This window comes from Pandoraea commovens, from assembly GCF_902459615.1.
In the GTDB taxonomy this organism is placed as follows: Bacteria; Pseudomonadota; Gammaproteobacteria; order Burkholderiales; family Burkholderiaceae; genus Pandoraea; species Pandoraea commovens.
In genome coordinates this window covers 480,015-504,604 of the sequence record NZ_CABPSA010000002.1, presented here as the reverse complement: position 1 = coordinate 504,604, position 24,590 = coordinate 480,015, and the positions used below count along the sequence as shown (strand labels likewise).

The 24,590-nt window shown below is 62.8% G+C and carries 20 protein-coding genes; 9 read left to right on the top strand and 11 right to left on the bottom strand.

Annotated features, from left to right (window positions below; translation table 11 throughout):
• The first annotated feature begins 89 nt into the window (after positions 1-89).
• Together PCO31010_RS08415 and PCO31010_RS08410 are read left to right on the top strand one after the other, a co-directional pair.
• Entirely contained in the window at positions 90-479 is a 390-nt protein-coding gene (locus PCO31010_RS08415) for a thioredoxin family protein (protein ID WP_150663854.1), read from the top strand.
• Positions 480-640: 161 nt separating this feature from the next.
• Positions 641-3,349 carry a DNA topoisomerase III gene (locus tag PCO31010_RS08410; RefSeq protein ID WP_150663853.1) on the top strand — a complete coding sequence of 903 codons (2,709 nt, stop codon included), beginning with the start codon at positions 641-643 and terminating at the stop codon, positions 3,347-3,349.
• Positions 3,350-3,499: 150 nt separating this feature from the next.
• On the opposite strand, the gene PCO31010_RS08405 is transcribed toward PCO31010_RS08410, so the two are convergent.
• Positions 3,500-4,459, bottom strand: a complete 960-nt coding sequence (locus PCO31010_RS08405; protein WP_150663852.1) for a LysR family transcriptional regulator — start codon at positions 4,457-4,459, stop codon at positions 3,500-3,502.
• Between the two features lie 459 nt (positions 4,460-4,918).
• On the opposite strand from PCO31010_RS08405, the gene hemN reads away from it, so the two are divergent.
• A complete protein-coding gene (gene hemN / locus PCO31010_RS08400) occupies positions 4,919-6,469 on the top strand; it encodes an oxygen-independent coproporphyrinogen III oxidase (RefSeq protein ID WP_246184511.1) in 1,551 nt (516 codons plus the stop codon).
• 137 nt (positions 6,470-6,606) lie between these two features.
• On the opposite strand, the gene PCO31010_RS08395 is transcribed toward hemN, so the two are convergent.
• Together PCO31010_RS08395 and PCO31010_RS08390 are read right to left on the bottom strand one after the other, a co-directional pair.
• Positions 6,607-6,804, bottom strand: a complete 198-nt coding sequence (locus PCO31010_RS08395; protein ID WP_044453281.1) for a YbdD/YjiX family protein — start codon at positions 6,802-6,804, stop codon at positions 6,607-6,609.
• Positions 6,805-6,842: 38 nt separating this feature from the next.
• Positions 6,843-8,909 carry a carbon starvation CstA family protein gene (locus tag PCO31010_RS08390; protein WP_150663851.1) on the bottom strand — a complete coding sequence of 689 codons (2,067 nt, stop codon included), beginning with the start codon at positions 8,907-8,909 and terminating at the stop codon, positions 6,843-6,845.
• Positions 8,910-9,339: 430 nt separating this feature from the next.
• Between PCO31010_RS08390 and PCO31010_RS08385 the strand changes: the two genes are divergently transcribed.
• Both PCO31010_RS08385 and PCO31010_RS08380 read left to right on the top strand, forming a co-directional pair.
• On the top strand, positions 9,340-10,728 hold the full coding sequence (locus PCO31010_RS08385) for a cache domain-containing protein (RefSeq protein ID WP_150663850.1): 1,389 nt from the start codon (positions 9,340-9,342) through the stop codon (positions 10,726-10,728).
• On the top strand, positions 10,725-11,357 hold the full coding sequence (locus tag PCO31010_RS08380) for a response regulator (RefSeq protein WP_039394571.1): 633 nt from the start codon (positions 10,725-10,727) through the stop codon (positions 11,355-11,357). Before PCO31010_RS08385 ends, PCO31010_RS08380 begins: the two co-directional genes overlap by 4 nt.
• Before the next feature lie 23 nt (positions 11,358-11,380).
• Here PCO31010_RS08380 and PCO31010_RS08375 read toward each other — a convergent pair whose 3' ends face one another.
• The 3 genes from PCO31010_RS08375 to PCO31010_RS08365 all read right to left on the bottom strand — a co-directional run bounded on the left by PCO31010_RS08375 (position 11,381) and on the right by PCO31010_RS08365 (position 14,158).
• Entirely contained in the window at positions 11,381-11,800 is a 420-nt protein-coding gene (locus PCO31010_RS08375; RefSeq protein ID WP_150663849.1) for a type II toxin-antitoxin system VapC family toxin, read from the bottom strand.
• Positions 11,801-11,814: 14 nt separating this feature from the next.
• Positions 11,815-12,015: a FitA-like ribbon-helix-helix domain-containing protein gene (locus PCO31010_RS08370; RefSeq protein WP_150663848.1), complete on the bottom strand. Its 201-nt coding sequence runs from the start codon at positions 12,013-12,015 to the stop codon at positions 11,815-11,817.
• A gap of 256 nt (positions 12,016-12,271) precedes the next feature.
• Positions 12,272-14,158, bottom strand: coding sequence for a phosphoenolpyruvate carboxykinase (GTP) (locus PCO31010_RS08365; RefSeq protein WP_246184510.1), 1,887 nt, complete (start codon positions 14,156-14,158; stop codon positions 12,272-12,274).
• Between the two features lie 453 nt (positions 14,159-14,611).
• On the opposite strand from PCO31010_RS08365, the gene PCO31010_RS08360 reads away from it, so the two are divergent.
• Positions 14,612-15,622, top strand: coding sequence for a D-2-hydroxyacid dehydrogenase family protein (locus PCO31010_RS08360; RefSeq protein WP_039394564.1), 1,011 nt, complete (start codon positions 14,612-14,614; stop codon positions 15,620-15,622).
• A gap of 66 nt (positions 15,623-15,688) precedes the next feature.
• Here PCO31010_RS08360 and PCO31010_RS08355 read toward each other — a convergent pair whose 3' ends face one another.
• From PCO31010_RS08355 to PCO31010_RS08345, 3 genes are all read right to left on the bottom strand, one after another.
• Positions 15,689-16,534, bottom strand: coding sequence for a patatin-like phospholipase family protein (locus PCO31010_RS08355; protein ID WP_150663847.1), 846 nt, complete (start codon positions 16,532-16,534; stop codon positions 15,689-15,691).
• A 52-nt stretch (positions 16,535-16,586) separates the two neighbouring features.
• On the bottom strand, positions 16,587-16,988 hold the full coding sequence (locus tag PCO31010_RS08350; protein WP_039394559.1) for a PaaI family thioesterase: 402 nt from the start codon (positions 16,986-16,988) through the stop codon (positions 16,587-16,589).
• A gap of 152 nt (positions 16,989-17,140) precedes the next feature.
• Entirely contained in the window at positions 17,141-17,728 is a 588-nt protein-coding gene (locus PCO31010_RS08345) for a hypothetical protein (RefSeq protein ID WP_150663846.1), read from the bottom strand.
• Between the two features lie 379 nt (positions 17,729-18,107).
• On the opposite strand from PCO31010_RS08345, the gene PCO31010_RS08340 reads away from it, so the two are divergent.
• On the top strand, positions 18,108-18,515 hold the full coding sequence (locus tag PCO31010_RS08340; RefSeq protein ID WP_150663845.1) for a DoxX family protein: 408 nt from the start codon (positions 18,108-18,110) through the stop codon (positions 18,513-18,515).
• 251 nt (positions 18,516-18,766) lie between these two features.
• Positions 18,767-19,336, top strand: a complete 570-nt coding sequence (locus tag PCO31010_RS08335; protein WP_150663844.1) for a Spy/CpxP family protein refolding chaperone — start codon at positions 18,767-18,769, stop codon at positions 19,334-19,336.
• A 363-nt stretch (positions 19,337-19,699) separates the two neighbouring features.
• Here the strand turns inward: PCO31010_RS08335 and PCO31010_RS08330 are convergent, their stop codons facing one another.
• Both PCO31010_RS08330 and PCO31010_RS08325 read right to left on the bottom strand, forming a co-directional pair.
• A complete protein-coding gene (locus tag PCO31010_RS08330) occupies positions 19,700-20,386 on the bottom strand; it encodes a Fe2+-dependent dioxygenase (RefSeq protein ID WP_150663843.1) in 687 nt (228 codons plus the stop codon).
• A gap of 152 nt (positions 20,387-20,538) precedes the next feature.
• A complete protein-coding gene (locus PCO31010_RS08325) occupies positions 20,539-22,791 on the bottom strand; it encodes a TonB-dependent receptor (RefSeq protein WP_150663842.1) in 2,253 nt (750 codons plus the stop codon).
• Between the two features lie 668 nt (positions 22,792-23,459).
• Here PCO31010_RS08325 and PCO31010_RS08320 point away from each other — a divergent pair.
• Complete coding sequence (locus PCO31010_RS08320) at positions 23,460-24,425, top strand: aliphatic sulfonate ABC transporter substrate-binding protein (protein ID WP_150664190.1); 966 nt, start codon at positions 23,460-23,462, stop codon at positions 24,423-24,425.
• Positions 24,426-24,590 lie beyond the last annotated feature (165 nt).

The window sequence follows — 24,590 nt, the reverse complement described above, 5'->3', positions numbered from 1 at the left end:
TGCCGGCCCGCTGAAGTCCTGCCACGAGGGTCAAACAACGCGCTTCTGCCCGTCACCCCCAAAACACAGCAACCGATATCACCGACACCATGCCCGTTTTCGATCCCGTCGCCGACCGTTCTGCACTGGCTGCCGCGCTGGCCGGGGGCAACACGCGTCTCGTGGCCTGTCTGTGCGCGGCGTGGTGCGGCACCTGCCGTGAATACGCGCAAACCTTCGAGCAACTGGCCGCGAAGCATCCCGAGCTATGTTTCGTCTGGGTGGACATCGAAACGCACGCCGACTGGCTCGACGACCACGACATCGAGAATTTCCCGACATTACTGGTTCAGGATGCACCGCAATCGGCCGGTCAGGCCCGCTTCTTCGGCCCGGTGCTGCCGGCCATCGGGATTCTCGAACGTATGCTCGACGCCGACGTACTGGGCAACGCCACGGTCGCGGCCCCCGCGCTGCGCGAGCACCTGCGGGCCGCGTGAGTCCGCATCCGCCCCACCCTTGCCGACGGCTTGCGACGCGCTTATGATGTGCCGCTTTCAGGCACGCCTTGTGCCCGATCCGACGGCAACGCCGGATTGGCTATATGTTATAAAGCCAACGAATGTCGCCTGGCGACACCCCCTCAACATTACTTAACGTCATGTCAAAAGCTCTGATCATTGCCGAGAAACCGTCCGTCGCGAATGACATCGCGCGGGCGCTGGGCGGCTTTACCAAGCATGACGAGTACTTCGAGAACGACGATTACGTCGTCTCGTCGGCGGTTGGCCACCTCGTCGAAATCGGCGCGCCGGAAGACTATGAAGTCAAACGCGGCAAGTGGAGCTTCGCCAACCTTCCCGTGATTCCCCCGCACTTCGACCTCAAACCGATCGCCAAGAGCGAGTCGCGTCTGAAGGTGCTCACCCGCCTCATCAAGCGCAAGGACGTCGATGTCCTGATCAACGCCTGTGACGCGGGGCGCGAAGGGGAACTGATTTTCCGTCTGATCGCGCAGCACGCGAAGGCCAAGCAACCGGTCCAGCGTCTGTGGCTTCAGTCGATGACGCCGCAATCGATTCGCGACGGCTTCAAGCGTCTGCGCACCGACAACGACATGCTCCCGCTGGCCGACGCCGCGCGCAGCCGTGCCGAAGCCGACTGGCTGGTCGGCATCAATGGCACGCGCGCCATGACGGCGTTCAACAGCAAGGGCGGCGGGTTCTTCCTGACGACGGTCGGTCGCGTGCAGACGCCGACCCTGTCGATCGTGGTCGAGCGCGAAGAAAAGATTCGCAAGTTCGTGTCGCGCGACTACTGGGAAGTCAAAGCCGAGTTCGTTGCCGCAGCAGGCTTCTACGAAGGCCGCTGGTTCGACCCGAATTTCAAGCGCAACGAATTCGATCCCGAGCAGCGCGATTCGCGTCTGTGGAGCGTGGCGGCCGCTGAGTCGGTCGTCGCCGCGGTGCGTGGCAAGCACGGCACCGTCACGGAAGAATCGAAACCGTCGAGCCAGCTCTCGCCGCTGCTGTTCGATCTGACCAGCTTGCAGCGCGAAGCCAATAGCCGCTTCGGTTTCTCCGCGAAGAACACGCTCGGTCTGGCGCAGGCGCTGTACGAAAAGCACAAGGTGCTGACGTACCCGCGTACCGACGCACGCGCGCTGCCGGAAGACTACCTGGAGACCGTCAAGGAAACGATGGCGGTACTCAAGGAGAGCAACAACTATCATCAGTTCGCCAATCAGGTTCTGAACAAGGGCTGGGTCAAGCCGAACAAGCGGATCTTCGACAACAGCAAGATCAGCGATCACTTCGCCATCATCCCGACGCTGCAAGCGCCGAAGAACCTCTCCGAGCCGGAGCAGAAGCTGTACGACCTCGTGGTCAAGCGCTTCCTGGCGGTGTTCTTCCCGGCCGCCGAGTATCAGGTGACGACCCGCATCACGGAAGTGGTCGGTCATCACTTTAAGACCGAAGGCAAGGTGCTCGTGCAGGCCGGATGGCTCGCCATCTACGGCAAGGAAGGCGCTGACGACGGCAAGGACGCAAAGGACACCAAGGAAGACCAGCCGAATCTCGTGCCGGTCGCCAAGGACGAAAAGGTCGGTGTCGACAAGGTCGCGGCCGTCGGTCTGCAAACCAAGCCGCCTGCGCGCTACAGCGAAGCGACGCTGCTTTCCGCCATGGAAGGCGCGGGCAAACTCGTGGAAGACGGCGAGTTGCGCGAAGCGATGGCAGGCAAGGGTCTGGGCACACCGGCCACGCGCGCGGCCATCATCGAAGGCTTGCTGACGGAAAAGTACCTTGTGCGCGAAGGCCGCGAGCTGCATCCGACGGCCAAGGCGTTCCAGTTGATGACGCTCCTGCGCGGCCTGGGCGTGGACGAACTGACGCTGCCGGAACTCACGGGCGAATGGGAAGCCAAGCTCTCGCAGATCGAGCGCGGCGGCCTCAAGCGCGACGAGTTCATGCACGAAATCGCGCAAATGACGCAGACCATCGTCAAGCGCGCGAAGGAATACGATTCCGATACCATCCCCGGCGATTACGCGACGCTCACGACGCCGTGTCCGCACTGCGGCGGTGTGGTCAAGGAAAACTACCGCCGTTTCGCCTGCACGAACTGCAACTTCTCGATCTCGAAGATCCCGGGCGGACGTCAGTTCGAAATCCCGGAAGTCGAAGAGTTGCTGCAGAACAAGACGATCGGACCGCTGTCGGGTTTCCGCAGCAAGATGGGACGTCCGTTCTCGGCCATCATCAAGCTCTCCCCCGATGACGAAATGGGCTACAAGCTCGAATTCGACTTCGGTCAGGACAACGGCGACGAGGATGGCGAAGCCCCGGACTTCACGGGTCAGGAGCCGGTCGGTCATTGCCCGAAGTGCAATGGGCGCGTGTTCGAGCACGGTATGCGTTACGTGTGCGAAAACGCCGTGGCGAATCCGAAGACCTGCGACTTCACGTCGGGCAAGGTGATTCTCCAGCAGGAAATCACGCGCGAGCAGATTCACAAGCTGCTCACCGAGGGCAAGACGGACTTGCTGACGAACTTCAAGTCGTCGCGCACCGGTCGCACGTTCAAGGCGTATCTGGCCAAGCAGAAGGACGGCAAGATCGGCTTCGAATTCGAGGCGAAAGCCCCGAAGAAGACCGCAGCGAAGGCTGGCGACGGCGACGCGAAGGGTGACGAAGGCGACGAGAAGGCCGCCCCGGCACGCAAGACGGCGTCGAAGACCGCAGCCTCCAAGGCACCGGCCAAGAAGGCGGCCGCCAAGAAGACGACGGCCAAGGCCAAACCGGCGACCAAGAAGGCCGCGTCGAAGTCCGACGATGCCGCCTTCGACGAAGACGACGCACCGTTCTAAGTACGTCACTCCTCCGATGAAGCCCGACGGCCTCATCGGATCGAGACAAAAAAACGGCCACCTCCTCGCGGAAGTGGCCGTTTTGCTATCCGAAGCCAGCGGCTAATGTCGCTAACGTCGCTAAGGTCGCCAACGCCGCGCCAGGCTGCGTTACATCTGAATTTCGGTGGCGGGAGCCGACATCTTGGGCGGCACCCAGCGCTCGGCGGCCGAAATACCTTCGTTCTGGCGGAAGTACTCGACCGTCAGATCGATGAAGCCACGCGTCTTTGCCGACAGGTACTTGCGGCTCGGGTAGACGAGCGAGACGTCGATGGGCGTCTGCGAATAGTTGCGCATCAGCGCCACGAGATCGCCGTCGCGCACATCGTTACCCACCAGATACGACGGCAGGAACGCAATCCCATGCCCGAGCAACACCGACTGACGCAGCAGCGCCGTGTTGTTGCAGATGAGCTTGTTCTGCACGCGCACACGCACCTCGCCGTCCGGCCCGGCGAACACACGGTCGTCGCTCCAGAACTCGCTGGGCAAGCCCAGCACGCCGTGCTCGCCCAGCTCTTGCGGCGTGACCGGCTCGCCATGTTCGGCGATATAAGCGGGCGAAGCGCACAGCATCACACGCGTCTCCGCGAGCACACGCGAAATCAGGCTTTCGCTGTTGATCATGCGCGTGAGCAGAATGCCGCAGTCGTAACCTTCTTCGACCAGGTCGACGGCCCTGTCGGTCAGCGTAAGATCGACCACGACCTTCGGGTGCAGCTCCTGATACTTCTTGACCAGCGGTGCAAGGTTGCGCACCCCGAACGATACGGGCGCCACGACCTTCAAAGTGCCTTTGGGGTCGCGTGACGCACTGGAGATGAGGGCATCGGCCTCGTCGACTTCGTCGATGATCTGCCGGCAGCGTTCGAGATACACCTGCCCGGCGCCGGTCAGCGACAGGCTGCGGGTGGTGCGGTTGAGCAAGCGAACGCCGAGGTGCGATTCGAGTTCTGCGACGTGCCGCGTGACCACAGCGGCGGACAGATCCATCTGGGCGGCCGTACGGGCGAAACTCCCGTTATCGGCCACTTTGACGAAAACGCGCATCGATTGCAGACGGTCCATGTTGTTTCCAATCGTGATGTGCCGCGTCGTTCCGGCAGAAGCGCATATGGGCGTATGCGCGTATGGGCAGACCGGCGAGCTGCCAGCACTGCGGATACCTGGGGAAACTCGCTAAAACCCGCGGGCACCGGTCGGACCGCCGCCCCGGCGGTTCCGGGGCGAGCCTCGCGCGTGCCGCCAGGGCTGTCGACACGGCGGGGACTTCAATAAGGCGCTAGCTTACCGTAGACGACAAAAAATTGCCTGCCGCGGCAATGATTTCGGTGCACGTCAGGCGTGCCGCGTGCGCACCGCGACGCAAGAATCCACTTCCAATGCGGCAATTTGCGCAATGACGTCCCGCATTGCAGGCGTCTCACGCGGCTGGCATGCCGCCGACAGGGGTGTTTGACGCAGGTCACGGCGCGCGGTTCTCGGCAGGACTACAGTCGAATATCTCCTACTGTTACGCGCCTCGTCATGAACCCATTTCCCATTTTGTCGACGCCCTGCGCCAGCGCCCCTGACGATCCGCATGTCGGCAAACCGTGCCCGGGCTGCACATCCCGCGGTTTGGGAGAGGATCCCGGACACTCTCGCTGCCAGTCCCGCGCAGCGGCATCTTCCCGCACGGCGTCGCCGTCTCCGGCATCGGCCAGTCCCGTTCAGTTCGACGCACGTCTGCTCGGTCGTTACGACGTGAACGGACCGCGCTACACCTCGTATCCGACCGCGCTGCAATTTCACGACGATTTCGGTGTCGGCGACTACGCCCGCGCCGCCGCGCAATCCAAGCGCACCGGCCGCCCGGTCTCGCTGTATCTGCACGTGCCGTTTTGCGACACGGTGTGCTTCTACTGCGCGTGCACCAAGATCGTGACGAACAATCGCTCACACGCAGAAGCCTACGTGGCACGACTTCACGCGGAAATCACGCGTCAGGCGTCGTTGCTCGGCGCGGGCCGCACGCTCGCACAGATGCACTGGGGCGGCGGCACCCCGACGTTCCTCTCACTGGAACAGATCGCCTCGCTCGTCGACGCGATCAGCCGTCACTTCGTGATGACGCCCGACGACGGCGCCGAATACGCCATCGAGATCGATCCGCGCAGCGCGGGACCGGCGTCGATTCGTGCGCTACGTGCCCTCGGCTTCAACCGGCTCTCCATCGGCGTGCAGGACTTCGATCCGCGTGTTCAGGAGGCGATTCACCGCGTGCAACCGCGCGCGCTCGTCGAAGCGACGTTGGACGCGGCACGCAAGTGCGGCTTCAAGTCGGTCAATTTCGATCTGATCTACGGCCTGCCGCATCAGACGACCGCCTCCTTCTCGAACACGCTCGATGCTGTCATCGAGATGGCCCCGGAGCGTTTGTCGGTCTTCAGCTACGCGCATCTGCCCGAGCAATTCAAGATGCAGCGCTGTCTGCCCGACGCGCTGCCCGATGGCCCCGAAAAGCTCGCGCTGCTGCAAACGATCATCGCGCGGCTGACGGCCGCCGGTTACGTCTACATCGGCATGGATCACTTCGCGCGCCCCGACGACGAACTCGCGCTCGCGCAAGCGGCCGGTACGCTGCATCGCAACTTCCAGGGTTACAGCACGCGCGCCGATTGCGATCTCATCGGTGTGGGCATGTCGGCCATCGGTCGTGTGGGCGACAGCTATGCACAGAATGCCAAGACGCTCAAAACTTATTACGACGCCATCGACGCAGGCGGTCTCGCGATTGCGCGCGGCGTGCAACTCGATCGGGACGACCACATCCGACGCGATGTCATCTCGCGACTCATGTGTCATATGACGCTGGATTTCAGCGCGATCGAAGATGCCCACGACATCGACTTCGTCGCATACTTCGCGACCGAACTCGGCGAGCTGGCCGATCTCGCAGCAGACGGGCTCGTGGCCATCGACGCGCACGGATTGCGCGTGCTGCCTGCCGGACGCCTGCTCGTGCGTGTGGTGGCGCAAGTGTTCGACGGCTACCGCCGCAGCGCCGCCAATGCGCGGTGCGCCAAGGTCATGTGACGTCGACAGAACGCAGGCGCAGGGTCACCAAAGCCGTCGCATGAAAGCAAAACGCCCGGTGGGATCTCCACCGGGCGTTTTTCATTCTCGACGGCATCGAAGGGTGATCGATGCCGCGTTCGAATGCTCAGTCTCGTTCAGCAGCAGCGGCCACCGCTCTTGCCACCGTAGCGCGCTTCCTGCCGTTCGCGGAAGAACGCCTCGTAGCTCATGACCGGCTGATCCGGATGCGTGGCCTGCATGTGCGCCACATACGTGTCGTAATCGGGCAGGCCGACCATCAATCGCATGGCCTGTCCCAGATACCTTCCGACCTTACCGACTTCATCGAGCATGGGGCGTCCTCCGCTGTGCGTCAAAACGTCTGCCGTGCTCAGACCTGCTGCCCGGAGGGCATCGGCTCGAACGGCGTTTCCTGGGCCGTCGGCTTGTTTTCCCGACGCGCAATGAGGATGGTGCGTACCCCGAACACCGCGACCGCGACCACGACGAACATGAACACACCCGCGAGCGTCGCGTCGACATAGTCGTTGAACACGATCTGCTGCATCTGTGCCACCGACTTGGCCGGGGCAAGCAGCTTGCCCTCGGCGAGCGCTGCCTGATACTTCGCAGCGTGCGCGAGGAAGCCGACCTTCGGGTCTGCGTCGAACATCTTCTGCCACCCGGCGGTGAGCGTGCAGGCGAGCAGCCACAGCGTGGGCAACACCGTCACCCAGGCGAAGCGCTCGCGCTTGAGCTTGAACAGCACGCAGGTCGCGAGAATCAGCGCGATGGCGGCGAGCATCTGGTTGGAAATGCCGAACAGCGGCCACAACGTGTTGATGCCGCCCAGCGGATCGACCACGCCCTGATACAGGAAGTAACCCCACGCCGCCACGCACAAGCCCGTGGCGATCAGGTTCGCGGGCAACGACTCCGTGCGCTTGAGCGACGGCACGAAGGTGCCGAGCAGGTCTTGCAGCATGAAGCGGCCAGCGCGCGTACCTGCGTCGACGGCCGTCAGAATGAACAGCGCTTCGAACAGAATCGCGAAGTGATACCAGAACGCCATCATCGCTTCGCCACCCACCACCTGATGCAGGATGTGGGCCATGCCGACGGCGAGCGTCGGTGCGCCACCGGCGCGCGAAATGATGGTGTTCTCGCCAACCGCTTTCGCCGTCGAGGTCAGCACCTCAGGCGTGATCGTGAAGCCCCAACCCGAGACGACTTGCGCCACGGCTTCCGGCGTCGTACCGATCACCGCTGCCGGGCTGTTCATCGCGAAATACACGCCCGGGTCGATCACCGACGCGGCCACCAGCGCCATGATGGCGACGAACGACTCCATCAGCATGCCGCCGTAACCGATAAAGCGCGCGTTGACTTCGTTGTCGAGCAGCTTGGGCGTGGTGCCCGACGAGATCAGCGCATGGAAGCCGGATACGGCGCCGCACGCGATCGTGATGAAGAGGAACGGGAACAGCTTGCCCGACCAGACCGGACCGCTGCCGTCGACGAACTGCGTGAGTGCAGGCATCTTCAGCTCGGGGGCGACGACCAGAATACCGATGGCGAGCGCCAGAATCGTACCGATCTTCAGGAACGTCGACAGATAGTCGCGCGGTGCGAGCAGCAGCCACACCGGCAACACCGACGCCACGAAGCCGTAGCCGATCAGCATCCACGTCAGTTGCTTGCCGTCGAAGGTGAACAGCGGCGCCAGCGTGGCGCTGTCGTGCACGCTCTGGCCGAAGTAGATCGCCGCCATGAGCATCACGAAGCCGATGATCGAAACTTCGCCGATGCGGCCCGGACGAATGAAGCGCGTATAGACCCCCATGAACAACGCAATCGGGATCGTCAGACCGACCGTGAAGGTACCCCACGGCGAGCCGGTGAGCGCCTTGACGACGATCAGCGCCAGCACAGCGAGAATGATGATCATGATGAGGAACGCGCCGAACAGTGCGATCACACCAGGGATCATGCCGAGCTCGGACTTCACGAGATCGCCCAGCGAGCGGCCGTCGCGACGCGTCGAGATGAACAGCACCATGAAGTCCTGCACTGCGCCCGCGAACACCACGCCCGCGAGAATCCAGAGCATGCCGGGCAGGTAGCCCATCTGCGCGGCGAGCACAGGCCCGACGAGCGGACCGGCACCGGCGATGGCGGCAAAGTGATGGCCGAACAGCACGTAGCGATTGGTCGGCACGTAGTCGAGGCCGTCGTTGTGACGCCATGCGGGCGTCATGCGTGTGCCGTCGAGTTGCGCCACACGGGTGGCAATGAACTTGCTGTAGAAACGGTAAGCGATCAGATAAACGCAGACAGCTGCGATCACGATCCAGAGTGCGCTGACGGTTTCGCCGCGCGATAGCGCCACCGTGCCGAGCGCGCACGCGCCGACGACGGCCACGGCTGCCCAGGGCAGTTGTTGCCAGATACGATTCATTGTCTCTCCTCGGAACTGCCTGCTTAAGGCAGCAACCCGGAACGGCGCCGTTGCGGCACTGTCCCGCCTCTTGGTGTGACACCGTGTCGGTGTCCCGAATCGCAGCGCGGAGCGCTTTCGCTTACGGCTCGCTGGCGCGCCCCTCTGTAGGGGGGTGACGACAACGAAGGCCGGTGGCGAAGCTGGTGACCTTTACTTCTGACAATCGGCCCGGTCCGCACCTGCACGCATGCGCGGCTGCCAGGCACTTTGCCAACACCGGGAACAGACTTGCGAGTTACACTCGGCAGCCCCAGCCACGATTCGGCGTGTAGTATTGGCGTTTGCCCGACGCGCCACAAGCGCGGAACTACGCAGGCTCGCTACGTGCTAGTACGTAGCGCGTACCCTTGAAACCAGCGGTCGCGGCATTGCAGGCTTATCGAATGCCATGAATCTCCGACAGAAATTTTTCGTCCTGTCGCTGCTGCCGGTTGCGTTGGCGATGGTCGCCATCGCGCTTGCCGTGCGACACCAGGGTATTGAGCTATCGCGCGCGCAGCACGAGGCCGTACAAACCACATCGCTGGCCAACAAGCGAGCCGAGCTGCTGCATTACGTGGGGCTCGCGCGCAACGCCATCGAGCCGCTCTATAACGGCCCGGATACACCCGCTGCGCGTGAAGCCGCCCTGGCCACGCTCGCCCGCATGGAATTCGGTCAGGACGGTTACTTCTTCGTCTACGACCTCCAGGGCCGCAGCCTGATGCATCCGCGTCAGCCGGAACTCGTCGGCCACAATCTCTGGTCGCTCAAGGACGAGTCCGGTGCGCCCACGATTCAGCGCCTCATCGCGGCCGCCCGCGCAGGTGGCGGCTACGTTCAATACGCGTGGGAGAAACCATCGCGTCAGCAACAGATGACGCCGAAGCTCGGCTACGTGATCGCCCTGCCGCGCTGGAACTGGATGATCGGCACGGGTATTTACCTCGACGACGTCGAAGCGACCTTGCGCGAGTCCGACGATCGCGCGCAGGCGAATATCGACCGCACGCTGATCTGGATCACGCTGATTGCATCGTCGTGTCTCGCCATCGTTGGCCTGTGCGGCCTGGTGGTGAACATCACCGAACTCAAGACCGCCGACGCCAAGCTGCGGCAACTCGCCCGTCAGGTCGTAGAGTCGCAGGAGCTGGAGCGTTCGCGCATTTCGCGCGAGTTGCACGACGGCATCAGCCAGTTGCTCGTCTCGGTCAAGCTACTGCTCGAATCGGCGTCGATGCGTCTGCCCGGATCGCCCGCCGCCGCCAGCGCCACACTCGGCGTGGCCATCGAACGGCTGAATGGCACGCTCGGCGAAGTCCGGCGCATTTCGCAAGCGTTGCGCCCCGCAATGCTCGACGATCTGGGGCTCGCGGCCGCGATCGAGCAGCTCGCCCGGGAGTTCGGCTCGCACGCGGGGCTTCCCGTGGAGATGAACGTCGAGGGTGACGCGCCGACGCTCGACGACAACATCAAGACGATGCTCTACCGAATCGCACAGGAAGCGCTGACGAACATCGAGCGTCACGCGAATGCGTCGCGCGTGTCGATTCTGCTCATCTTCAAGTCCGACGGCATTCATCTGTCGATTGCCGACGATGGACGCGGTTTCGACGTCACCGACGTGCATCACGATCCTCGTCACGGCATCGGCCTGCGCAATATGCGCGAACGGCTCGACGCCGTAGGCGGTGCCCTCGGCATTCAATCCTGGCCCGGCCTCACGACCATCAGCGCGTGGGTCCCGCTCACGCCGGCCGCCGTGAAAGCGGCACTTCGCGCAACCACTCGCAAATGATGCAAGCCCACCCCATCCGACTTCTGTTGATCGACGACCACCCGCTAGTGCGCGACGGCCTGCGCGCGCGATTCGACGCGGCACCCAACTTGCAGGTCGTTGGCGAAGCGGGCAACGCGCAGGAAGCCCTGACCCGCGCGAAGACGGCGTCGCCCGATCTCGCCCTGATGGACATCAGCATGCGCGGCACGAACGGCATCGAGCTGACGGCGCAGTTCCGGGAGCAGTTTCCCCATATCGCTGTGCTGATTCTCTCGATGCACGACAACGCGGAGTATGTGCGTCAGGCGGTGCGCGCCGGTGCGCGCGGCTACGTGCTCAAGGATGCGCCCGCACACGAGATCGTGACGGCCATCGAACGTGTGGCACGCGGCGATGCCTACTACAGCGCCGCGATTGCGGCGCGTGTCGTGCAGGCCTCCACCTCGCACGCCCCCATCGATTCGCTGACGCCTCGCGAACGCGAAATCCTCACGCGCATTGCACATGGCCTCGCGAACAAGCAGATCGCGACGGAAATGGACCTTTCTGTGCGCACTGTGGAAACCCATCGCCTCAACATCAAACGCAAGCTCGGCATCGAGGGGCAAGCGGAGTTGATCAAATTTGCGGTGGAGAATCGGCTGTAAATCGGTCGTGCATTGTTGCCTTGCTACGGCTGAAACGGGTTGTATACCTCCACTCCGGTGTCGGAAAAATCTTTGACGTTGCGTGTGACGACGATGAGTTCGTGCACCAGCGCAGTCGCGGCAATGAGTTTGTCTATCGGATGTTGCTCGTTGGGCACGCGCATGCGCGCCCAAGCGTTACATATCGTGAGATCTATCGGCAAAATGTCGTCGGCATATTCAATGTGAAGCTGCTCCAACCATGATTCGATAAGCGACGCTTGTCGAACATCGTTTCTGTGCCGCAGCACTCTCATGCCGCGCTGCAACTCACCCATCGTGATCACCGAAATGAATTTCTGCGCTCGACGCCGTTCTGCCATTCGCATGAAACGCTGAACACCCTCGTCGCCACCACCGCGCTTACGACTCTCGCTGACGACGTTGGTATCGAGTAGGTACATGACGATAGACCGACTTAGTTAATCCGCTCGAAGTCGCTATCCAGACCGACGTTCGGCATGGCTCGCAGTGCTTCTCCCAGCGATCGGAAGCGCGGAACCCGCGCCACTCGATCAAGAATCTGCAGCACTTCCTCTTCCGGCGTCCTTCCGCCCTGCGCAGCCCGCGACTCAATCGACCGCATCAACTGCTCGTCGATCCCTTCAATCAACATCATGTGCATAAGCTTCTCCTTCTATGCATATCCAAAAACCGTCATCCAAATCAAACATTCGGATGACGAGATAAATGCTAGCACCGGAGGACTTTCGAAAACCGGCCGACGCGTTGACTGGCGCACCTTTCGGAAGGATCACAAGGCAATAAAAAATCCCGCCGAAGTTTCCCTCGGCGGGATCGTGCTGCGGACTCAGGGTGACAGCGGCGCTATCGTGACGTTGTCGACGTTCGCGATGTAACCATCACCGCCACCATCACGACTTCAGACGGCGCTCGATGTCGGCCTTCGTATCGAGCAGCGCCTGCGGCAGATGATGCTTGAGCGTGTCGAACAGTTCGGCGTGAAGCTTGAGTTCTTCGTGCCACGCGGCAGGGTCCATCGAGGTGACGTCATCGAACTGCGCGGCCGTGAACGACAGACCGTCCCAGTTCAGATCTTCGTAGCGCGGCGTAATGCCGAAGGCGTTCTCCGTACCCTGCGCAGTGCCATCGATGCGACCCAGCATCCATGCCAGCACACGCATGTTCTCGCCGAAGCCCGGCCACACGAACTTGCCGTCGGCCCCCTTGCGGAACCAGTTCACGCAGTAGATCTTCGGCAGCGTGGCGCCCGTCTTGTCGAGATGCGCGCCCGTGTCGAGCCAATGCTGGAAGTAGTCGGCCATGTTGTAGCCGCAGAACGGCAGCATCGCGAACGGATCGCGACGCACCACGCCTTGCTGGCCAGCGGCCGCGGCGGTCGTCTCCGAGCCCATCGTCGCCGCCATGTACACGCCCTCGGTCCAGTCGCGCGCTTCCGTGACCAGCGGCACCGTGGTCGAGCGGCGTCCGCCGAAGATGAACGCATCGATCGCCACGCCGGCCGGGTTCTCCCAGTCGGCGTCGATCGACGGGCATTGCGACGCCGGCGCAGTGAAGCGCGAGTTCGGATGCGCCGCCTTGCGGCCGGTTTCCTTCGCACTCTCGGGCGTCCAGTCCTTGCCCTGCCAGTCGATCAGGTGCGCGGGCGGCGTGTCGGTCAGACCTTCCCACCACACATCGCCGTCGTCGGTGAGCGCGACGTTGGTGAAGATGACGTTCTCGCCCAGCGTCGCCAGCGCGTTCGGGTTCGTCTTCTGGCTCGTGCCCGGCGCTACGCCGAAGAAGCCCGCTTCCGGGTTGATGGCGTACAGACGACCGTCCTTGCCCGGTTTGATCCATGCGATGTCGTCACCGATGGTCTCGACCTTCCAGCCATCGAAGCCCTTCGGCGGAATCAGCATGGCGAAGTTGGTCTTGCCGCAGGCCGACGGGAACGCCGCGGCGACGTGGTACTTCTTCCCCTGCGGCGACGTCACGCCCAGGATCAGCATGTGTTCGGCCAGCCAGCCTTCGTCGCGACCCATCGTCGAAGCGATGCGCAGCGCGAAGCACTTCTTGCCCAGCAGCGCATTGCCGCCGTAGCCTGAGCCGTAGCTCCAGATCTCACGCGTTTCCGGGAAGTGGACGATGTACTTCGTGCTGTTGCACGGCCACGCCACGTCTTTCGCGCCAGCAGCGAGCGGTGCACCCACGGTATGCACGCACGGCACGAACTCGCCGTCGTCGCCGAGTACGTCGTACACGGCGCGGCCCATGCGCGTCATGATGCGCATGTTCACAGCGACGTACGGCGTGTCGGACAATTCCACGCCGATGTGCGCGATCGGCGAGCCGAGCGGGCCCATCGAGAACGGCACGACGTACATCGTGCGGCCCTGCATGCAGCCCTGGAAAAGCCCGTCGAGCGTCGTGCGCATCTCGGCCGGATCGATCCAGTGATTGGTCGGGCCGGCGTCTTCGCGCTTCTCGCTACAGATGAACGTGCGATCTTCCACGCGCGCGACATCCGACGGATCGGACAGCGCGAGGAACGAATTGGGGCGCTTGGCGGGATTGAGCCGCTGCATTGTCCCGGCGGCGACCATCTGTTCGCACAAACGGTCGTACTCCTCTTGCGAGCCGTCGCACCAGACGACACGCTCGGGTTGCGTGATCGCCGCGATATGCGAGACCCAGTCGATCAGTTTGCGGTGACGCACCCAACCGGGCAAATCACGCGTGGCAACATTGGACGAGGAAGAGGCGTTGAGCGCGTTAGCGCTCACACTGGCTTGCGTCATGGGGGTTGTCTCCATGCAGAGTCGGGGAAATCGAAGCGGACGTTGAAGCGCCGGTGGGTGCGAGCACCGGTCGTCCTTATATAAGAGCACCGTGCAGGCGCCCTGCGTGACCGGGCGGTCCGTCCGGTTGGGGATACCGGAAGGACGTCACAGTTGGCGTCTCACTCACCAGGTCCGACATGCATTTGCGGGGTGGGTTCGACTTTTTGCCATCGTGTTTAGGCGGTTTCGCCATGGTTGCCAGGACACCTGCCATACTATGCAAAACGAGGCGTCAGCATACCACCGCAAAAATTGCGTCGGTGCTGCGTCGCAACAAGGTAGCGGGGGGGTTGCCCCGTCTCGCGCCGACCACGTCAAGAACAAGCTTGCCTGCCCGTGTGGGCGGGCTCCGACAATTGTTCCGTCTGCGCAGAACGTCATCGTTCTGCGTCGATCCGATTACGCTTTGCCATGAAAATTGCCATTCTCGACGACTATCAGGACGCCGTTCGCAAGCTCGATTCCTTCTCCCTTCTGGCCGGACATGACGTCAAGGTCTTCAACAACACGGTAAAAGGTGTCGGGCAGCTTGCGGCCCGGGTCGGAGAAGCCGAGGTGCTCGTTCTGATTCGCGAGCGCACCGCTATCACGGCGCAACTCATCGACAAGCTGCCGCGCCTGCGGGTCATCAGCCAGACCGGTCGCGCCGGCAATCACATCGATATCGATGCCTGTACCGCACGCGGCGTGGCCGTGCTCGAGGGGGTCGGCTCCCCCATCGCACCGGCCGAACTTACCTGGGCACTGATCATGGCCGCCCAGCGCCGGATTCCCCAGTACGTCTCCAGCCTCAAGCATGGCGCCTGGCAGCAGTCGGGCCTGAAGTCGTCGAGCATGCCACCGAATTTCGGGTTGGGTCAGGTGCTGCGCGGCCAGACGCTCGGCCTGTGGGGCTACGGCAAGATCGGTCGCCTCGTCGCCGGTTACGGCAAGGCGTTCGGGATGGAAGTGATGGTGTGGGGACGCGAAGGTTCGCGCGAAGCGGCCGCCGCCGACGGTCTGCGTGTGGCGAACAGCAAGGAAGAGCTCTTCACGCAAAGCGATGTGCTCTCGCTTCACCTGCGTCTGAACGACGAGACGCGTCACGTCGTGAAACTGGAAGACCTCTTGCAGATGAAGCCCACGGCGTTGTTCGTGAACACGAGCCGCGCCGAACTGGTGGAAGAGAACGCCCTCATCACCGCACTGAACCGCGCACGCCCCGGCATGGCCGCCATCGACGTCTTCGAGAGCGAGCCGATTCTGCAAGGCAATCCGCTGCTACGTCTGGAGAACTGTGTGTGCACACCGCACATCGGCTACGTCGAGCGCGAGAGCTACGAGTTGTACTTCCGCGTCGCGTTCGAGAACATCGTCAACTTCCTGAACGGCGATCGTTCGCACGTCGCGAATCCGGCGGCTCTGCTCGGCTTCGGACGTTAAGCCTGCGCAAAATCATTGCAGCGTCGACGCAACGTCGGCGCAACCACCCGGCTGTCTGGCGCGCAGTTACATCGACGCCAGATGCCGCAGGAAGGTCTCACCGTCCTTGCGGCCAAGCGCGAACGCCGGCGCCATGTTCTCGGGGCGCGTGTAATCCCAGCTTGAAATCGGCACTGGCTCGGACGGCTGCACGTACAGGCGGTCCTGCCCGCCATGATGTTGGGTAAAGATCTGCGGACGCGGATAGCGTCGCGTCACCATCACCAGCACTTGCCCGGGCGTTGCATCGAGTGCATCGACCGGCACGTTATCGACCATACCCCCATCGAGCACCGCCCGGCCGCCACGTCGCAGAATCGGCGTGAACGGCGGCGTGCACGACGATTGCAGCATCAGATCCGCCAGTTCCTCCGTCGTGCGGCAGTCCTGCGCCCGCACGAATTCCGGGCGAAAACCGAGGCTACGGGCGAGTGTCGGATGCAGCGTGCGCCGCCAATGTTTGTCGATGTTGTACGCCACGAGTCCGGCCGCCGTCGCGCTGCGCGGTCCCAGCCAGCGAGGGATGTGCGACACGCCCACGCGAATCTCCGGTCCGGCGGCGAGCTTGTCGAGTTGACCGTCGTAGATGTCGAGCAATGCCTGACGATAGATGCGGTAATGCGGGAACACCCGCTCGCGTCGCAGGAGGTTGCCCCAATAGGCGTTCTTGCGATTGCCCGCGAGCGCCTGCCGGTAGTAATCCATCACCCAGTCCGACGCCCGCATATGCAGCATGCACGCCGTGGCGGCACCGGCCGAAATGCCGGTGATGACACGCGGACGCAGCGGCACGTCGCGCGAGACGCGCTCCCAGAATCCGGCCTGCCACCAGCAGCGGTTACCACCACCGGCAAAGACGATCTGATCGAACATCGGGGTCTCCTCTGAAGCGGCCTAGCAGCGCCGCAGCGCCGCCGTCAATTCGTCACAGCAGCGCGTAGGTGGTCGTTGCGTGCACGGCCATCTTGCCGGACGCGTCGAAAATCTCGATCTCGCCGAACACCAGATTCTTGCCGCGACGCAGAATCCGCGCGATCACGCGCAGATCGCCATCCGTGACGGGACGCATGAACTGCGTATTGAGCGTCACCGTCGTCATCGGCTGAAAACCGCCGAGCGCGGCGGACAACGCCACCACCATTGCGGTATCGGCCACCGCCATGAACACCTGTCCGCAGATCACGCCGCCACCGTGCTTGAACGCGGCATCGAACGGCAACCGTAGCTCGCTTTCGTCGGGGCCGACGGCCTCGATTTGCAGATTCAGTTGCCGCACCCACGGCGAGACGAGTTCTTCGAGCATCTTTTGCGCTTGCACCAGCTCCATCCTGTCCATCCTCCATCGTCATGCGTGTTTTCGTGACGCCGATGATAGCCCCAAAACAAACGCGCCACCCGGTAAAGGGTGGCGCATAGAGCAATCACTCGGAGCAGCTCGGAAGCCTTCAGGACGACTGAAGGACACCCGAGGCAGAGTGCTTAGCCGTTCGTCTTGTCCTGATGAATACGCTGGCTCTGATGGTTCTCGCGGTGTTGAACGCCGGACTGCTCGCCTGCGCTCACGTGACCGTTCTTGGCGGCGTGCGCTTCGGCGGCATCGACATGCGCCTGGCCCTTCTCAAGGCTGCCGACCTGCTTGTTATTCAACGTCCCGGCCGCTTGCCCTTGGGCGATGCGCTTCTCCTGATTGACGTTACGCTGCACGTCCGACTGCAAACGCTCGGACGACTTCGACGTCGGATTCGCCACCCGGTCGTTGTGCTTGAGCTGATCGATCTTCGCGCTTTCCTTGTTCTGCGCGTTGGCGATGCGTGCCTTCTGCGCGGCAGTGTCGCCCGTGCGATCGGCATGCGCCTGCATCTTGTCGATCTTCGCTTCGCTCTTCTCCAGACCCGACGCTTCCTTGGTCGTCAACTGGCCGCTCTTCAGACCGTTCTCGATGCGTTGCTGCTGATTGATGTCGCGCGCCGTTTCGGTCGCGCTGCCCTGGGCGAACGCCTGCGAGGCGAACAAGCCACCGAAAGCCACGGTCACGGCGCTCAGAATCAGAGTTTTACGGACGTTCATGATGGAATCCTTATGCCTTAGGGTGTTTTGCTTCGTCGGAGACTCGACGGGGGGATCGCACCTGCCGGCGGAATTGCCGGCGATTTGCTGCGTCCTTGACCGTAATAACGAAGCCCGAAGGCCGCCCGCCGACAGCCGTCGTGTAACGCGGCAGTCCGAAAAGTAACGGCGTGTAATCGCGCCGACGGGGGCGTCCTTCGCTATGTCCATGAAATCGTTGGGGCACCCGCAGACAGCGCCGTAACGTTTTGATACAGTGGTGCCCATTTGGCCGGTACGCCCCACCCGTTCCGACGTTGCAAACATCGAAGGGGGCGCACCACTCCGTTGTCTGTCAGCCCCCTTACGCGAACAAGCGAGTCAAGAAGGAGCCTTCACCATGCAGAGCACCAGAGACGATCTCGGCAAACTGATCTTGCGCCTCACCCTCGGCATCCTGCTGCTGTTTCACGGCGTCAGCAAAGTCATCAACGGTGTCGGATTTATCGAGGGCATGATCACATCGCACGGTCTGCCGGGTTTTCTCGCCTATGGCGCATATCTGGGTGAAGTCCTCGCCCCGGTCCTGCTGATTCTCGGCGTGCTCACCCGTCTGGGTGGCCTGCTCGTCGTGGGCAACATGCTGGTCGCCTTCTCACTGGTTCACCTGAGCCAGCTGGGCGATCTGTCGAAGACGGGCGGCTGGGCGCTGGAATTGCAAGGCTTCTATCTGTTCATGGGCCTGTGCGTCATCCTCTTCGGCGCTGGCCGTTACAGCGTGTCCGGCGGTCGCGGCGCCTGGGACTGATCCGCAAGGCACCGAAAGGCGCTAAAGCGTCCCTCTCGGGAACCGGACGACGCGCGCGATGTCGCGCGTTTCGTCAGCACGGCCCGCCGTTGCCGACCCCGGCAACGGCGGGCCGAGTCGTTTCGGAATGTTGCAAACGCGGGCGCTGGTAACGCTGAGTAATACAGCCGTTGCACTTTGCAACTTGTTAGGTTCACTGATGACTTACTCTGAAACTGCCAATTCCGGCAGTATCAAAAGGAGTCAACACCATGCGCAAACTGAAGATCGCCGCCGCGTCGGCAATCGTTGCCGCCACCGCGATGTTCGGCGTCGCCCATGCCGCGGACACCCCTGCGCCGGCCACCGGACCGCACGCCGCCATGCATCACATGCGTGGCGACCACGGCCCCTGGGGGCTGGGTAACATCAGCAAGCTGCACGACCAACTGAAGCTCAACGCGCAACAGGAACAGGCCTGGCAGCAAGCGGTCGCCACGTCGAAGCAGAATCGCGACGCCATGCGTAAGAACGGCGAGCAATTCCGTCAGATGATCGGTCAGGCGAAGGACCAGCAGGTGCTCGATCTGGCCGGCATGCGTGCCGCCCGCGAAAAGGTGTTCGATCAGAACCGCCAGCTTCGCAGCCAGACCGAAGATGCGTGGCTGAACGTGTACAACGGCCTGAACAACGACCAGAAGGTGCTTGTGAGCAATGCCATCAAGGCACGCTGGGCGAAGATGAAGGCCTGGCATGACAAGGCGATGCAGCATCGCGGCCAGATGCACAAGGGAGCCCCGGCTCCGGCACCGACGCCGGCACCTGCCGGTCAGGCACAATAAGCGCGAGGCCAGCGCCGCCGGGCGCGAACGCCCGGCATATTGTGAAACGCCCGGTCCCCAGGGTCTGTTCACACTAATTCCGGACTCGTGAACGTGTTCTACCGGCTGACTGGCAAGGCACCGACAGCGCCGCTTGGTCGCCCCAAGCAAGCTGGCGGTAACGCGGCCAGGCGGCCGGTAGGGCACGTTCCCTCCGGGTTGTCCACCCAAAGGGGCGATCGCGGCGTCATGATCCTCGCGAATATTCCCGATATTCGCTTCGGCTCATTCCTTGCGCTCGCCCCTTTGGCCGGGCAACACGAGCCCGGAATTAGTGTGAGCAGACCCTAGCAAGGGCCGGGCGTTTTTTTGCGCTCCGTTCGTTCAGGTCTCACTCCAGACCCGCAGCAGGTTGTGGTAACAGCCCACGAGCGTGCGACGCGCCGTCTCGTCCGCGTCCGTCGTGTTCAGACGCTGAATGGCGTTATCCATATCGAAGAGCAACGTGCGCTGCGTGTCGTCGCGCACGAGACTCTGCACCCAGAAGAAGCACCCCACGCGCACACCGCGCGTAATCGGATTGACACGATGCAGGCTGGTCGCCGGGTACAGCACCATGTCCCCCGCCGCGAGCTTCACCTGATGCGCACCGTACTGATCTTCGATGACGAGTTCGCCGCCGTCGTATTCATCCGGCGACGCAAGAAACAGCGTGGCAGAGATGTCGGTGCGGATGCGCATGCCGCTGCCCGGTTGCAGACGGATCGCGCCGTCCACATGGTTACCGAAGTGCATGCCTTCGCCGTAGCGGTTGAACATCGGCGCGTAGACCTTGTTCGGAAGCGCGGCGCTGATGAACAGGGGATTGCGCTCGAGCGCGGCGAGAATCATGTCGCCGAGTTCGTGCGCGACGGGCGAGCGTTCGTCGATCTGCTGGTTCTGTTTGACGGGCGCCCCCTGATACCCCGCCGTGGCAAGGCCGTCGACCCACGCTTCGCCCGCGTTGTCGAGCTTCGTACGGACCCAACGCACCTGATCGGCGCAGAGGACATTCGGTATTCGGAGCTGCATGGGCGGCGTCCTTCGAAGAAAGCACAAGGCGCGAACCCGGCCAGTGATGCCGGTTCGCGCCTCGTATTGTGCGTCATTTTGTGCTTCGCGGGATGGCTTGACGAACAGCGCTCAGGCCACTCTTCAGCCTTCCCGGGCAACGGTCAGAAGCTTCAGAAACGATACGTCCCGGTGAGCAGCGCCGTGCGTCCGATCCCCGGCGTCGCGCGTCCGCCATCCGACTGAATCAGCCCATCCCAATACGTCTTGTTGAACACGTTGAGCAGGTTGAAGCGAATGTCGTACTTCGGCTGATGATAGGCCACAGTGGCGTCCCAACGCGTGTAGCCGCCCACCCGAATCAGGTTGGTGTTCGCCGCGTAACGCATCGACATGTAGTTCATGCCGCCGCCCACTTCCCAGTGGCCGAGCGTGTACGTCGACCACAGCGTGAGCGAGTGGCGCGGCGTATTCGCGAGCACGTTGCCCTGCGTACCGTCGTTGGCCTGCACGACCTGCGAGTTCAGGAACATGTAGCCGCCCATCACTTGCCAGTTCGACGTGATGTGACCCGTCGCACTCACTTCCGCACCGCGAATGCGCACCTTGCCTGCGTCGCTGTACTCGCCGCTCGTGCCGGTCTGCGTGCGCGCATTGTTCTTCGTGACCTGGAACAGCGCCGTGTTGATCGAGAGGTTGTCGTCGAACAGATTCCATTTGCTGCCGACTTCGAACGATTCGTTCGTCTCCGGCGGCAACGCTTGCGTGTTGTTGGTGACGGTCAGCGTCTCAAGCGACGGATTGAACGACGTGCCGTACGAGAAGTAATACGACTGCGCTTCGCTCGGCTGATAGATCACCCCCGTGCGCACGCTCGTGTAATTGACAGTCTGCGTCGCATAGCCCGGTGCGCTGATCGAGTTCGAGAGCTGCGCCTTGTAGCGGTCCCAGCGAAGACCGCCGATGATCTTCCACTGCTTGTTCAGTTCGATCGTGTCGTTCGCGTAGAACGCCACCGTCTCTGCCGAGCCTTGCGCGAGGTTGCCGGTCGACGTCGTGACGTTCGGCAGGCTGGCGAGGTACGCCGTGCTGTTCGCCGGAATCCATCCAAGGAAGCCCGACGCCTGCCCCGCACCCGTGCGCAGATAAGCCTGATTCTCGTACGTGTCGCGGCCCAGTTCGGCACCGGCGATCAGGGTGTGTTTGATCGGTCCCGTATCGAACTTCTTCACCACGTCGGTCTGGTTGAACAGCGCCGTGTCGGTGATCTGACGGTCGTGGCTTTGCAACTGGACAGAGAGCTGATCAAGCGAATACGAAGGCAATCCCGGCGTCGGCCCGGTCGGCAGCGTCGTAAAGCCGCCTTTGCCGTTGGAGATACCGACCGCGTGCGGCGACGTCTCGATCGCATCGATCGAATAACGGCTGTAGTTCGTCTGGTTCGTGATCTTCAGGCTGTCGTCGACCTTGTGCTCGATCTTGGCCGTAACGCTCACCACGTCCTGCACGGTGCGGTCGGTCGTCAGCCCGTAGAACTGATTCTTCGAGATGGGCAGCGGATTGCCGTTGAAACCGACCGTGCCATAGTCCGCCATGTCACGGTTGTGCTGGACCAGCGCAGAGAGCGTGATTTCCGTGGGCGTGCCGATACCGAGCTTGAGCGTCGGCGCGACACCCCAGTCCTGGTTGTACAGCACGTCGCGCGTGGAGTGAATGTCCTGACCGAAGCCGTTGATACGGAACGCGGCCGTGTCCGAGAGCGGATGATTGAAGTCGAACGAGCCGCGATACCGGTCGTTCGTCCCAATCGTGCCCGACACTTCGTTCAACGGCTTGAGGTTCGCCTGCTTGCTCACCTGATTGATGACGCCCCCGGTCGATCCGCGCCCGAACAGCATTGACGACGGGCCTTCGAGCACTTCGATGGCGTCCAGATCGAACGTGTCGCGATAATACTGACCCCGGTCGCGGAAGCCATCGAGATAGATGTCCGTACGCGCGTTGAAACCGCGCAGGTTGATGTTGTTGCCGATCTGCCCGCCCTCGGCGCCGCCCAGCGTGATCGCGGGGGAGTTGCGCAATGCATCGGCGAACGACGTCGCACCCTGCGCCTGCATGACCGCCTTGTCGATGACCGTGACCGTTTGCGGAATGTCGCGGATCGCCGTGGGCACTTTGCCGCCGGCCGTCGACATATCGCGCATGTACTCTTCGCGAATCGACGTGCCGGAGACCTCCGTTTGCGGCAGCGCCGCCGCAGGGGCGGAGGCAGCAGGTGCGGCGGGTGTGGCCGCCGGGGTCGCAGTATTGGTGACGGGCGCGTTCGGTGCGGTGCTTTGTGCCATCGCATTCGAGGCGTAGGTGACGGCGAGCGGCGTGGCGAAGATCGCCATCATCGCCAGAGCCAGCGGCTTGCGTTGCATCATGGTGATTGAAGTACGACGGAACGAGTGAGTACGAATGCGTGCTCGACGGCACAACGTCACAGGAGTGATCTGGGGCGCGAATATAAATAAGAATGATTTTCATTACAAGGTGCGCGCACCGCGGTAACTCACTGAAATCACTCGATTTTTTGTAATACGTCGTAACACGTTCGCACCAGTTCGGTGCGCATGTTCGGTAAGGCGATGAAAGCATTCAGATTGCTTCGTCGACCTGTAATCGCTATTGGTCGTCTCGCGCCCCTGAAACGCAGGGTTTTCACTAAGGGTGAAGACGCAACGAATACGAGACTTCCACGCCATTTACGGGCTTGAAGGGCATTGCGGCGGTTTTGACTGACGATATCGCCGCGTTCGAGTACGTTTCCTCTCGGGGCCCCACCGCAAGCACGCCAGTCGCTATCGATATGCCAATGACGTCGCTAAGCAAAGCCGAATCGCTTATTGGCGCGTGCACGATGCGTCGCGATACAAGTGGGGACGGCGCAACGCGCCGCATTTGCGCTCCCACCCACCGCCCTCACCCAGCATCGCTCATGACCCGCCAGCCCGATCCCGCCCACCTTGCCGCCGTCGACAACACAGACGACACCACTCTTTCGCCGCTGCCCCCTGCGCGCCGACGTTTCCTTCAGCGCGCGGGCACTGCGATGCTCGCGGGCGGTGCGCTCAACGCGCTGGGCATCGCGGGGGCGGCCGGTGTGCTGACGCACAGCGGTCAGGCACGCGCGGCCAACGCGCCGCTCACCCTGCGCATCGGTTATCAGAAGTCGTCGACGCTCATCGTGCTCGCCAAGGCGCGCGGCACGCTGGCACAGGCGCTGGCCCCGCACAACGTCACGCTGACGTGGCACGAATTCACGAGCGGATTGCCACTGCTCGAAGCGCTCAACGTGGGCAGCATCGACTTCTCGGCGGACGTCGCGGACACGGTGCCGGTGTTTGCCCAGGCGGCGGGGGCGCGCATCGCCTATGTCGCGCGCGAGACCCCGTCGCCGGACGCCGAAGCGATTCTCGTCCCGCAGAACTCACCCATCAAGACGCTCGCGGATCTCAAGGGAAAGCGCATCGCCGTGACGAAGGGCGCGGGCGTGCACTATCTGCTCATCGCGGCACTGCAAAGCGTTGGTCTGCGAATCAACGACGTGCAGCCCGCCTACCTCACTCCGGCGGACGGCCGTGCGGCGTTCGCCAGCGGCAATGTCGACGCCTGGGTGACGTGGGATCCGTTCCTCGCGAGCGTCGAGCGCCAGGACAAGGTGCGCACGCTGACCACCGCACGCGGACTGGCTGGCTATCAGCGCTACTACCTCGCCACGCCCGCCTTCGCACGCGATCACGACGCCGTGCTGCGCGACGTCTATCGCACGTTGCGCGAGACCGGTCAGTGGGTACGCACCAACCCGCGCGGGGCGGCGGCTCAGTTGTCGCCGGTATGGGGACTCGACGTCGCCACCGTGGAAGCCGCCAACAAGCGCCGTAGCTACGACGTGCAGCCGGTCGTGCGCGACGCCGTCGCCGAGCAGCAGCGCATTGCGGACGTCTTCACGCAGGCGGGGCTACTGCCCCGTCGCATCGACGCCGCCGATGCGACCATCTGGCAAGCCCCCGCCTGAGGGTTCCGGACACCCCCGCACATCACCGTGGCGCGCGCATGACACCCTGGGTATTCATTACCGATTCTTTAAGGTATTTCCGACGGAATTAAGACACCTGTTTATACTTCGGTATGTAATACCTAAAGCATTCGGCCGGAGCCCCCCCGGAACGGCCTTGGCGTC

Coding starts and splice junctions, on each gene's coding strand:
- PCO31010_RS08330 (WP_150663843.1), bottom strand. CDS start 20,386: ATGCAGCTCCGAATACCGAATGTCCTCTGCGCCGATCAGGTGCGTTGG.
- PCO31010_RS08345 (WP_150663846.1), bottom strand. CDS start 17,728: ATGAACGTCCGTAAAACTCTGATTCTGAGCGCCGTGACCGTGGCTTTC.
- PCO31010_RS08320 (WP_150664190.1), top strand. CDS start 23,460: ATGCTCGCGGGCGGTGCGCTCAACGCGCTGGGCATCGCGGGGGCGGCC.
- PCO31010_RS08335 (WP_150663844.1), top strand. CDS start 18,767: ATGCGCAAACTGAAGATCGCCGCCGCGTCGGCAATCGTTGCCGCCACC.
- PCO31010_RS08350 (WP_039394559.1), bottom strand. CDS start 16,988: ATGGAGCTGGTGCAAGCGCAAAAGATGCTCGAAGAACTCGTCTCGCCG.
- PCO31010_RS08405 (WP_150663852.1), bottom strand. CDS start 4,459: ATGGACCGTCTGCAATCGATGCGCGTTTTCGTCAAAGTGGCCGATAAC.
- hemN (WP_246184511.1), top strand. CDS start 4,919: ATGAACCCATTTCCCATTTTGTCGACGCCCTGCGCCAGCGCCCCTGAC.
- PCO31010_RS08340 (WP_150663845.1), top strand. CDS start 18,108: ATGCAGAGCACCAGAGACGATCTCGGCAAACTGATCTTGCGCCTCACC.
- PCO31010_RS08385 (WP_150663850.1), top strand. CDS start 9,340: ATGAATCTCCGACAGAAATTTTTCGTCCTGTCGCTGCTGCCGGTTGCG.
- PCO31010_RS08410 (WP_150663853.1), top strand. CDS start 641: ATGTCAAAAGCTCTGATCATTGCCGAGAAACCGTCCGTCGCGAATGAC.
- PCO31010_RS08365 (WP_246184510.1), bottom strand. CDS start 14,158: ATGACGCAAGCCAGTGTGAGCGCTAACGCGCTCAACGCCTCTTCCTCG.
- PCO31010_RS08415 (WP_150663854.1), top strand. CDS start 90: ATGCCCGTTTTCGATCCCGTCGCCGACCGTTCTGCACTGGCTGCCGCG.
- PCO31010_RS08395 (WP_044453281.1), bottom strand. CDS start 6,804: ATGCTCGATGAAGTCGGTAAGGTCGGAAGGTATCTGGGACAGGCCATG.
- PCO31010_RS08380 (WP_039394571.1), top strand. CDS start 10,725: ATGATGCAAGCCCACCCCATCCGACTTCTGTTGATCGACGACCACCCG.
- PCO31010_RS08325 (WP_150663842.1), bottom strand. CDS start 22,791: ATGATGCAACGCAAGCCGCTGGCTCTGGCGATGATGGCGATCTTCGCC.
- PCO31010_RS08375 (WP_150663849.1), bottom strand. CDS start 11,800: ATGTACCTACTCGATACCAACGTCGTCAGCGAGAGTCGTAAGCGCGGT.
- PCO31010_RS08390 (WP_150663851.1), bottom strand. CDS start 8,909: ATGAATCGTATCTGGCAACAACTGCCCTGGGCAGCCGTGGCCGTCGTC.
- PCO31010_RS08370 (WP_150663848.1), bottom strand. CDS start 12,015: ATGATGTTGATTGAAGGGATCGACGAGCAGTTGATGCGGTCGATTGAG.
- PCO31010_RS08355 (WP_150663847.1), bottom strand. CDS start 16,534: ATGTTCGATCAGATCGTCTTTGCCGGTGGTGGTAACCGCTGCTGGTGG.
- PCO31010_RS08360 (WP_039394564.1), top strand. CDS start 14,612: ATGAAAATTGCCATTCTCGACGACTATCAGGACGCCGTTCGCAAGCTC.